Consider the following 9,649-nt stretch of genomic DNA (forward strand, 5'->3'; position numbering starts at 1 on the left):
TCAGTACCACTTGATAAAGAACCACAAAAAAGAGCTCGACTTCAATCAGCCGAACCCTTTAAATTTAATTTGAAAGTAAATCTTTAACAGTTGAGTTGACAAGTTTACCATCAGCTTGCCCTTTTAACTTTGGCATTACAGCACCCATGACCTTACCAAAATCGCTTGGCGATTCAGCATGAATATCTGCAATAGTCTCAGCAACGATTTGTTTGACCTCATCTTCGCTGAGTTGAGCAGGCATATAGCTTTCCACAATTTTAATTTCATTTTTGAGTGAAGCAACTGTATCAGGACGATCTGCTACTTCATACTCGCTTAATGAATCTTTGCGTTGCTTAAGCTCACGTGACAAAACGGAAACTTCTTCATCAGAGGTCAAATCATGACCCAAGCTGATTTTTTCGTTTGTCGCTGCAGCCTTCAGCATCCGGATAGTACTTAATTTTTCCTTATCCTTAGCTTTCATAGCTGCAATCATATCTTTTTGCAGTGTTTCTAACAAACTCACAACATGCGCCCCCTTAGGACTTTAGAAACGACGTTTGTTTTTGCGTTTTCTAGCTGCTTCAGATTTTTTCTTACGCTTAACACTTGGCTTCTCGTAGAATTCACGTTTCCGGTATTCTTGCAATGTACCTGTTTTGGAAACGGTACGTTTGAAGCGACGAAGAGCGTCATCAAGAGATTCGTTTTTACGAACGACTGTCTTTGACATGATGTTTTCCCTCCCTCCGAGCTTAAAGTGTAACCGTATAAAATTGCATAATGAAACACAAACTTACCAGTTCCTTATTATTATACATAAACATAAAATACGCGTCAATACGTTATTAGCGCTGAATTACAAATTTTCACATTATTGTGATCGTTTATTTTACTAATTTTCATTTTTTAAAGAAAATCAACTTAATATATTATCGGTTTTATTCGGTTGGCTTAGCATGTATAATAAACAAAAAGACGTCTTACCCTATATTGACAACTCATCTACTACGAGGGGGATTTTATATGCCAGATAATAATAAAATAACAATATTTGTGATTTCCGATTCTATTGGCGAAACAGCTTACAATTTAGTTCAGGCAGTAGTAGTTCAATTTCCAGAAGTTAAGTTCGATATTCAGCAATATCCACTTGTTAGAACATCGTCGTTGCTCAATGGGATCTTAAAACGAGCTAAGCGTGTCAATGCTGTTATTGTACACACTTTGGTTTTAAAAGACCTCTCTGAGCAGATCAAGGAATTTTGTCAGGAAAATTCTCTACAATGTTTAGGAGCATTAGACAAGCTATTGCAAATGTTAGCCGACCGAAGTCAAGTTGCTCCGCAACTAGAAGCAGGAATGAATCACCATACTGATCAGGATTATTTTAAACGAATAGAATGTATGGAATTCGCCGTCACATATGACGATGGCAAAGATCCGAGTGGTTTTACCCAGGCGGATATTGTTTTGCTTGGTGTTTCGCGGACATCCAAAACCCCACTATCCTTGTACCTAGCTAATAAGGGCTACAAAGTAGCAAATCTGCCCTTGGTTCCTAAAACTAAGATCCCTGATGAACTATATGAAATCGATCAGCGTAAGATTTTTGGACTGACCAATGATCCAGAGGTTCTAAATTCTATTCGCCGTCAACGAATGGTAGCGTACGGCTTGGATCCCGATTCCCATTATTCAAATCTTGACAATATCAATAATGAACTGAATTTTTCTCAAGAACTCTACCGTAAGCTTGGGTGTCTGGTTATTAATACGGCTAATAAGTCAATTGAAGAAACAGCGACATTGATTATGGAAAGTTTGAATGATCACCAAAACCCAACTGAATAAACTAGGTAATTTTCTACTCAAACAAAAACGAGCTTTAACATTTACGACCTGTGTCGTTTTAATGTTAAAGCTCTTTTTGATCTTAAACAATTCCTTGAGTCTGGTAGATCATATCTTTTAACTCCGGCTCAAATTCTTGTTTCTTAAACATTTTGATCTCATAACCGTACGGCGCATACTTATGCTTTTTATCGGGACCAACAAATGGTGTTTCTAATATTTTAGGAATATCAGTTAATTGCGGATGATGTACTACATTATTCAATGCAGTAAAACTGATCTTCCCGCAACCAATATTTTCGTGGCGATCTTTATGCGTACCCTGCTCATTTTTAGAGTCATTAACATGAACCACTTTTAGCTTATCTAAGCCAATCACATGGTCAAATTCGTTCAATACTCCATCAAAATCGCGTTCAATGTCATAACCTGCATCATTAGCGTGACAAGTATCAAGCGTCACTGACAAGTGCTCACTCATCTGGCTAAGATCAATAATTTGGGCAATTTCTTCAAAAGAGCGGCCCACTTCAGTTCCCTTACCAGCCATCGTTTCTAAAGCAATCTGCACATCATCATCCAACAGCAAAGCTTCATCTAGACCTTTTGCAATGCTTTTAATTGCCTGATCAGTACCAGCCCCAACATGACTACCAGGATGTAAAGTGATCTGTTTGGCACCTAACGCAGAAGCTCGCTTAATTTCACCACGTAAAAATTGCACCGCAAAGTCAAATTTAGCGGGCTTTGTGGTATTTCCCAGATTAATTATATAGGGTGCATGAACAACAATACTTGTCAAACGATGTTCTTGCATATATCGGTGCGCAAGAGGAATATTCATTTCATCAATATCTTTACGCTTAGTATTTTGTGGAGCTCCCGTATAGATCATAAATGTATTAGCTCCATAATTGACTGCCTGTTTGGCCGACCCTAACAGCATCTCTTGTCCACGCATGCTGACATGACATCCTAACAACATGTATAAGCCTCCTTGTCGCATTTCAATCAAACACTAATTTTAAAACCAATTCTAATTTCCATAAAAATAATTTTCTAACACATGTGAGATCGCATTACCGTCATTTGCCTTATTCCACAGGTGGTTAAAAACACTGAAATCAGCCGCAGCATCTGGCAAAGGTATTTGTAAAAGCTTTTGCAAATCTGACGCGTTAGAAACCATTTTCCCCGGGAGCCATTCGTTAAAGTCTTTTTGGATACCAACAATTTGAGCATATTTTTCAAAATCATAACAGTAAAAAATAATCTGACGTGCATTTTCTAAAAGAGTGTAGTCAAAAATCACCGAAGAATAATCTGTTATCAACCGTGAACTGACTAATAATAAGTCATCTGTAGTAAAATCATCGACCCAGAAAACATGCGCTAGATGTTGCTTTTTTAGGTGAGAAATAGCCTCTTTGACATGGGGGTGGAGTTTCACTAGCATAACCTGTTCATCACTTAAATTAGCCAATATTGCTGTAAAGTCTTGTGGTAAATCGAAATATGTTTCGCCTGTTACTGTTTCACGATAAGTAGGTGCGTATAAAATTATCTCTTTTTGTGCTAATTCAGGATATTCAGCAAAAAATTGTTTTCTTTTTTGAGTTTTTTTCTCATTCGAAAATAAACGATCCGTACGGGGATAACCTAAAACTTTCATCTTCTCGATAGGTTGATGATAACTGTTGCAAAACACCTCACCCATTTTAGCAGAACCAACAATAAAATCATCAAATTGATCGTACACTTTTTGAAAGCGTTTTTTCGAACTAGCTGATCTATCTTTTGTTCTGGGCTCTTCCCAGCCAAAAGTTTTAACAGCTCCATTAGCATGCCAGATCTGAACAACTCGAGTCCGGTCATGATCAAACTGACAACCGCCTAAAAAGGCAAAATAATTATCTGCAAATATTAACTTAGCTTGCATAATTGTTTTTAATTGATGTGTCAAAAAATAAAAATTATCTGAAAACTCTCTACATTCGATGTTATGTGCCCGCAGCTCGTGGGCACTTTTGACACAATTAGGACGATACAGCACGACCAGTTTTCCTCCTGGTTCTTGCTTAACACGTTGAGCCAAACGTACGATAAAATTTTCATTTCCCGCAAAGCTCAAAAGATAAACGATTTGGTCAGAATTCGTTTTAGAAAATATTTTTGAACAAAAAGATACTAACCACAAATAAACAGTTTTCAACATTTAATCAAGATACATCTCCGATCTAAAGGTCCGGCTCGTAAAAATGTCCCATAATATGCACATTTTCGGCAATACTAACAAAAGCGTGTGGATCAGCCTCTTGCATGGCACGTTCTAATTCAGGCTGCTCATAGCGTGAGATTATGGTAAATAAAATCGTTTTGGCATCATGTTTATATGCCCCTTCTGCCCCATGGACGATCGTGACCCCACGTCTTAACCTAGTTTGGATAGATTCGATCACGCTATTTGGAGATGATGTTACGATCATGACCTGCATTTTCTTTTGGCGTGTATAAACCATATCCATTACCTTAGCATTAACGAACAGACCTAAGGCGGAATAAAAAGCATAAGGCCAGCCAAACATAAAACCAGCTGCCAAAACAATGAAACCATTAAAAATCATATTGATGGTGCCGATCGATTTTCCGGTATGCTTCTTGATAACAAGCCCTAAAATATCTAGGCCACCAGTCGAAATACCATTTTTTAGCGCCAAACCAGTTCCAAAACCATTGACGGCTCCCCCGAAAATAGCACAAATAATTGGATCACTTGTCAGATTTATAGGGTGCATAACTTTGATCATGATACTTGAAAAAATAACAGCTAGAAATGTAAAAACACTAAATCGATGGCCGATTTGTTTCCAAGCTACTCCAAATAACGGCACATTTAGTGCGAATAACCAGAAAGCTGTTGTTAATGGGAGCGAGTTATTTTTACTAATAGTGGCTAGCAATTGGGCCAGCCCAGTGATCCCTGACGAATAAATATGGCCCGGTGTCCAAAAAAAGTTCATGGCAACTGAAACTACTATACCATACAAAAAAGCAGTTGAGGCTCTCATGACATATGCATGCCGTTTCCATATCTGCTGCAGCTCATCCATTTTATTTATGTTTCCCCTTTTGTTTGTTTATTTATTGATCAGATCGAACTTCTTTAAAGTAGGTACTTTTATTATAACAATCTGCTTGAAAAATTACCAAGCCCCCTTATTAGGATAAAAAAAAAGCCTGCCTTCTATCAAAGCAGACTTTATTAATATTATTCTTCAGGTTTATTGACCTTTGCATCGGCAGGAATTTCTGGCTTAAGGAATAATTCATCAAGCTGTTTACCAGAAACAAAACTGGGCGCGTTAGTCAAAGGTTCAGATGCCTTAGAATTCTTCGGATATGCAATAACTTCACGGATATTGTCTTTGCCGGCTAACAACATTGCAAAGCGGTCTAATCCTAATGCCAATCCTCCATGCGGTGGAAAACCATAGTCAAGAGCTTCCATAAACCAACCAAACTGTTCCTCGGCCTTTTCTTTGGTAAAGTCCAATGCTTTAAACATTTGTTCCTGAATGTCACGACGATGAATACGGATCGATCCACCTCCAAGTTCATACCCGTTCAAAACAATGTCATAACTTTGTGCGTGACACTTATGCGGATCCGTTTTAAGCAAGTCAAGATCTTCTTCATTTGGCATCGTAAATGGATGATGAGCAGCAATGTAACGTTCAAAATCTTCACTATATTCAAACAATGGCCAATCAACGACCCAAATAAAGGCAAACGCGGATTTATCGATCATATCCATTTCTTTTGCAATAGATGTCCGCAAGTAGCCTAACGAATCAGCAACAACTTTACGTTTGTCAGCAACAAACAAAATCAAGTCGCCTTCATGTGCTTCAGCAGCAGCTTTAATACTACCTGTCTTATCTTTGAAGAACTTAGCGATCGGCCCTTGTAAACCATCTTCAGTAACCTTGACCCATGCTAAGCCCTTTGCGCCGAAGCGTTTGATGTAATCTTGTTTGGCATCGATTTGTTTACGCGAATATGCTTTTGCCCCTTCAGGAACCGCAATTGCTTTTACTTGTCCACCGTTTTCCAAAACAGAATCAAAAACTTTAAATCCGCCATCCTTAACGGCCTCAGACATATCATGCAATTCCATGGCAAAACGAATATCAGGCTTATCTGAACCAAAACGGTCCATCGCTTCATTCCAAGTGATCCGTGGGATCGGAGTCTTTAATTCAAAATCGACTGCTTCTTTCATCACAGCTTTTAAGAGACCCTCAGTCATTTCCTGAATTTCTTTTGCAGTCATAAACGACATTTCAAGATCGATCTGTGTAAATTCAGGTTGACGATCTCCGCGAAGGTCCTCATCCCGGAAACAACGTGCGATCTGATAGTAACGATCAAATCCAGCACCCATCAACAGTTGTTTAAACAGCTGCGGAGATTGCGGCAAGGCATAAAAGTGGCCTGGATAAACACGGGATGGCACTAAATAGTCACGTGCTCCTTCTGGTGTAGATTTTGTCAGGTATGGTGTTTCAATATCAACAAACTCATTACTATCTAAGTAACGGTGAACAGCTTGTGTGATCCTGTTTCTAATCAACAAACCGCGCTGCATTTCTGGTCGACGAAGATCAAGATAGCGATATTTTAACCTCAGATCATCTGACGCATTAATGTCATCTTGAATATAAAACGGAGGAGTTTTAGCCTTATTCAAAATATTGACTTGATGAACTTCAACTTCGATTTTACCAGTTTTCATGTCAGGGTTAACGGCACCATCGGCACGTGGCACAACTTTTCCAACGGCTTCGATCACATATTCGCTCCGTAAAGTATCCGCACTAGCCAGAGCATCAGCATCAAATTCTTGGCTGAAAACAAGTTGAACAATGCCTTTACGGTCTCTAAGATCAATAAAAATCAAATTTCCTAGGTCTCTTCTTTTTTGGACCCATCCCTTTAAAACAACTTCTTTGCCTAAATAAGACTCATCAACTGAGCCTGCATATGTTGTTCTTTTCATATCTAATTAGTTCTCCTTTTCATCTAGAATTGCTCTTGCCTGGTCAAAATTAGCGTAAATTTTTGGCAACGCAACTGATTCTTGATGACCATCTCTCATATTCTTCAAGTTAGCTTTTTGCTGCTCTAATTCCTCTTGCCCAATAGTTAAGGTGTAAGCTGCATTTGCTTTACTTGCCGCTTTAAATTGCCCCTTGGGTTTTTTATTCAGATAATCACGTTCTGCGCTAAATCCTTGTTGCCTTAACGATTGTACTAATTTAAGGGCCTCAACATCAGCTTGTTCACCGATCCCAACGACATAAACGTCAAGATCATGTTGCTCATTTAGTTCGATCCCTTCAGCGTCTAAGACTAATAACAAACGTTCAACACCTAAACCGAAACCAACACCAGGTGTTTCTGGACCTCCAAGTTGTTCAACCAAGCCATTATAACGTCCGCCCGCACAGATAGTTGTCCACTTGCCGCCAAAGGCTTTAGAGTCAGACATAACTTCAAAAATAGTATGGTTGTAATAATCTAAACCACGAACCATATTTGAATCGATCTCATATGGTATGTGAAGAGCATCCAGATATCGTTTAACTAATTCAAAATGTTTAAACGCTTCAGGTGTTAAATAGTCCAAAATTGATGGTGCATCTGCAACTATTTTTTGGTCGTTTGCATCCTTGCTATCCAAAACACGCAATGGATTTTTATGCAATCTTTCTTTTGAATCTTCAGAAAGCTCTGCTTCATGGGGTTCTAAAAAGTCGATCAAAGCTTGACGGTATTTTTGCCGTGAATCATTATCACCCAAAGTGTTTAAGCTTAGTTTCAAACTGTGTAAACCAACACTGTTCAATAGTGCCATTGCTAGGGAAATAACTTCAACATCCAAGGCTGCTGAATCTGCACCGAATGCTTCGACTCCGATCTGATGGAATTGACGCAATCTACCTGATTGTGGCCGTTCATATCTAAACATTGGCCCCATGTAGAAAGTTTTAAAAGGCTTTGGTACTTCCGGTCCGTACAATTTGTTTTCTACATAAGCCCGCACGATCCCAGCTGTTCCTTCGGGGCGTAAAGTAATATGACGCTCACCTTTATCATAAAAATCATACATTTCTTTAGTAACAATGTCAGATGTTTCACCAGATGTACGAGAAAACACATCAAAACTTTCAAACATTGGTGTCCGCATTTCCTGATAACGATATTTTTTAAATACCTCACGCGCACGGTTCTCGATGGCTGCCCATTTCTGAGCATCGCTTGGCAAAATATCCGCCGTACCCTTTGGACGTTGATATTTCATAATATTCCTCCTCGTATAAAATCACATATCTTGATTGATTCTCCGTTGACTTACACACTTATTTATTCTAGTGTGAATTTGTATTTTTCCATAATGATGAAAATAGGAAGGATCCTATAATCAAAACTATTAAAACATACTTTTATTTGTCTCAATACAAACAAAAAGCCCTTGCCAAGTAACTACTTGAACAAGGGCGCAAAAATGCACGGTACCACCTTAATTTATTACTTCGCAATAACGCTGCGCACGGCATGTTACCATACACCTTAAAAGTGTCTTCATTTATCTAACTTGGCGGGTATCTCAGCTAGCACCCGTTCTCTGACAAGTTCTTTCAAAATTACTATTCTTCATCAACGGCTTTTTTTCAGTATACAAACAATAATAAGCAAAATCAAGACATTTCCTTAAATTTCCGCTAAAAACAAAGCAAAATACTTTTCTCAATTGAATTAACGCAAAAAAATTAACAGCTTTTTCTGTAAAAAATTGTGAAGTCTTGTATAATTAACTCTGTGCATATTATGCATAGGTAATTAAGCGGATGGTGGAATTGATGCAAGAATATAAACATGGGCAACGTATCCCATTGAATAAAGTCATTTTAATTGGAATTATTTTGGCTTTACTTAGTTTACTGATTTATCGAACAACATCTTACTTTAAACAAGTTGAGGTCGAAACAACACAGGCCATGATAAAAAGCGGTCCAGGTATCGAATATAAAGATAAAAACTCTTTAGCGCAGGGTACAAGATTAAAGATCATAAAAACGAAATATCACTGGCTTTATGTTAAAACTGATAAAAATCAGTTCGGTTGGGTTGCTGATTGGATGATTTCTTCATCATACAAAAACCCTATTACTTCTTTATCTAACGCGACGATCGTTCTTGATCCGGGCCATGGCGGCGAAGATTCTGGTGCGCTTTCAAACTCTAATAAAGATGAGAAAACTTATACCTTGCGTTATGCAAAACAAACTGCTAAAAAGTTGCGCGCTAAGGGTGCAAAAGTATATCTTACTCGTGACAATGATTCAACTGTCAGTTTAGGTGCACGACCAAGATTGGCAGAACAAGTGCATGCTGATGCTTTTATTAGTTTTCATTTTGATTCTGCTCCGGAAGTCAACATCGCTTCTGGTTATACGACTTATTACTATAATAAGGGGCCCTCTTTTAAACTGGCAAACACCGTCAACCAACAGTTTAGTCAACTTGGCTTAGATAACCGTGGAGTGGATATCGGCAACTTTTTAGTGATCCGTGACAATACCCGCCCTGCAATTTTGCTTGAAATGGGCTACATTAATTCTGAACGTGATTTTGAAAAAATAACTTCTCGCGGCTATGAAAACAAGGCTACTAGCCAAGTTGTTGCTGGTTTGACTCAATATTTTCACCGTGATTAAAAAAGGTTCTATAATATTTGGTACTGATA

9 protein-coding genes are annotated in these 9,649 nt (G+C 38.3%); 2 read left to right on the plus strand and 7 right to left on the minus strand.

Going from position 1 to position 9,649, the window contains the following annotated elements; all coding sequences use genetic code 11:
* Positions 1 to 64: 64 nt before the first annotated feature.
* Positions 65 to 511: a GatB/YqeY domain-containing protein gene (locus tag FC65_RS06240; RefSeq protein WP_010496031.1), complete on the minus strand. Its 447-nt coding sequence runs from the start codon at positions 509 to 511 to the stop codon at positions 65 to 67.
* Positions 512 to 532: 21 nt separating this feature from the next.
* The gene (rpsU, locus tag FC65_RS06245) at positions 533 to 718 is read right to left on the minus strand and encodes a 30S ribosomal protein S21 (protein WP_003690207.1); all 186 of its coding nucleotides are present in this window, start codon (positions 716 to 718) and stop codon (positions 533 to 535) included.
* A 293-nt stretch (positions 719 to 1,011) separates the two neighbouring features.
* Between rpsU and FC65_RS06250 the strand changes: the two genes are divergently transcribed.
* Complete coding sequence (locus FC65_RS06250) at positions 1,012 to 1,839, plus strand: pyruvate, water dikinase regulatory protein (RefSeq protein ID WP_010496032.1); 828 nt, start codon at positions 1,012 to 1,014, stop codon at positions 1,837 to 1,839.
* 82 nt (positions 1,840 to 1,921) lie between these two features.
* On the opposite strand, the gene FC65_RS06255 is transcribed toward FC65_RS06250, so the two are convergent.
* The 5 genes from FC65_RS06255 to hisS form a co-directional block, all read right to left on the minus strand.
* Positions 1,922 to 2,824, minus strand: coding sequence for a deoxyribonuclease IV (locus FC65_RS06255; RefSeq protein ID WP_056971967.1), 903 nt, complete (start codon positions 2,822 to 2,824; stop codon positions 1,922 to 1,924).
* A gap of 51 nt (positions 2,825 to 2,875) precedes the next feature.
* Positions 2,876 to 4,054, minus strand: coding sequence for a CDP-glycerol glycerophosphotransferase family protein (locus FC65_RS06260; protein ID WP_010496034.1), 1,179 nt, complete (start codon positions 4,052 to 4,054; stop codon positions 2,876 to 2,878).
* Between the two features lie 22 nt (positions 4,055 to 4,076).
* Positions 4,077 to 4,949: a YitT family protein gene (locus FC65_RS06265; protein ID WP_056971968.1), complete on the minus strand. Its 873-nt coding sequence runs from the start codon at positions 4,947 to 4,949 to the stop codon at positions 4,077 to 4,079.
* A gap of 158 nt (positions 4,950 to 5,107) precedes the next feature.
* On the minus strand, positions 5,108 to 6,898 hold the full coding sequence (aspS, locus tag FC65_RS06270; protein ID WP_056971969.1) for an aspartate--tRNA ligase: 1,791 nt from the start codon (positions 6,896 to 6,898) through the stop codon (positions 5,108 to 5,110).
* 6 nt (positions 6,899 to 6,904) lie between these two features.
* Complete coding sequence (gene hisS / locus FC65_RS06275; RefSeq protein WP_010496039.1) at positions 6,905 to 8,203, minus strand: histidine--tRNA ligase; 1,299 nt, start codon at positions 8,201 to 8,203, stop codon at positions 6,905 to 6,907.
* Between the two features lie 559 nt (positions 8,204 to 8,762).
* Here hisS and FC65_RS06280 point away from each other — a divergent pair.
* Positions 8,763 to 9,620 carry an N-acetylmuramoyl-L-alanine amidase gene (locus FC65_RS06280; protein WP_056971970.1) on the plus strand — a complete coding sequence of 286 codons (858 nt, stop codon included), beginning with the start codon at positions 8,763 to 8,765 and terminating at the stop codon, positions 9,618 to 9,620.
* The last annotated feature ends 29 nt before the right edge of the window (positions 9,621 to 9,649 follow it).

Source organism: Ligilactobacillus acidipiscis DSM 15836, from assembly GCF_001435755.1.
Classification (GTDB): domain Bacteria; phylum Bacillota; class Bacilli; order Lactobacillales; family Lactobacillaceae; genus Ligilactobacillus; species Ligilactobacillus acidipiscis.

Bases quoted from the DNA above. Each gene is read 5' to 3' on its own strand.
- rpsU (WP_003690207.1), bottom strand. From the start codon at position 718: ATGTCAAAGACAGTCGTTCGTAAAAACGAATCTCTTGATGACGCTCTT.
- FC65_RS06250 (WP_010496032.1), top strand. From the start codon at position 1,012: ATGCCAGATAATAATAAAATAACAATATTTGTGATTTCCGATTCTATT.
- FC65_RS06255 (WP_056971967.1), bottom strand. From the start codon at position 2,824: ATGTTGTTAGGATGTCATGTCAGCATGCGTGGACAAGAGATGCTGTTA.
- FC65_RS06260 (WP_010496034.1), bottom strand. From the start codon at position 4,054: ATGTTGAAAACTGTTTATTTGTGGTTAGTATCTTTTTGTTCAAAAATA.
- FC65_RS06265 (WP_056971968.1), bottom strand. From the start codon at position 4,949: ATGGATGAGCTGCAGCAGATATGGAAACGGCATGCATATGTCATGAGA.
- aspS (WP_056971969.1), bottom strand. From the start codon at position 6,898: ATGAAAAGAACAACATATGCAGGCTCAGTTGATGAGTCTTATTTAGGC.
- hisS (WP_010496039.1), bottom strand. From the start codon at position 8,203: ATGAAATATCAACGTCCAAAGGGTACGGCGGATATTTTGCCAAGCGAT.
- FC65_RS06280 (WP_056971970.1), top strand. From the start codon at position 8,763: ATGCAAGAATATAAACATGGGCAACGTATCCCATTGAATAAAGTCATT.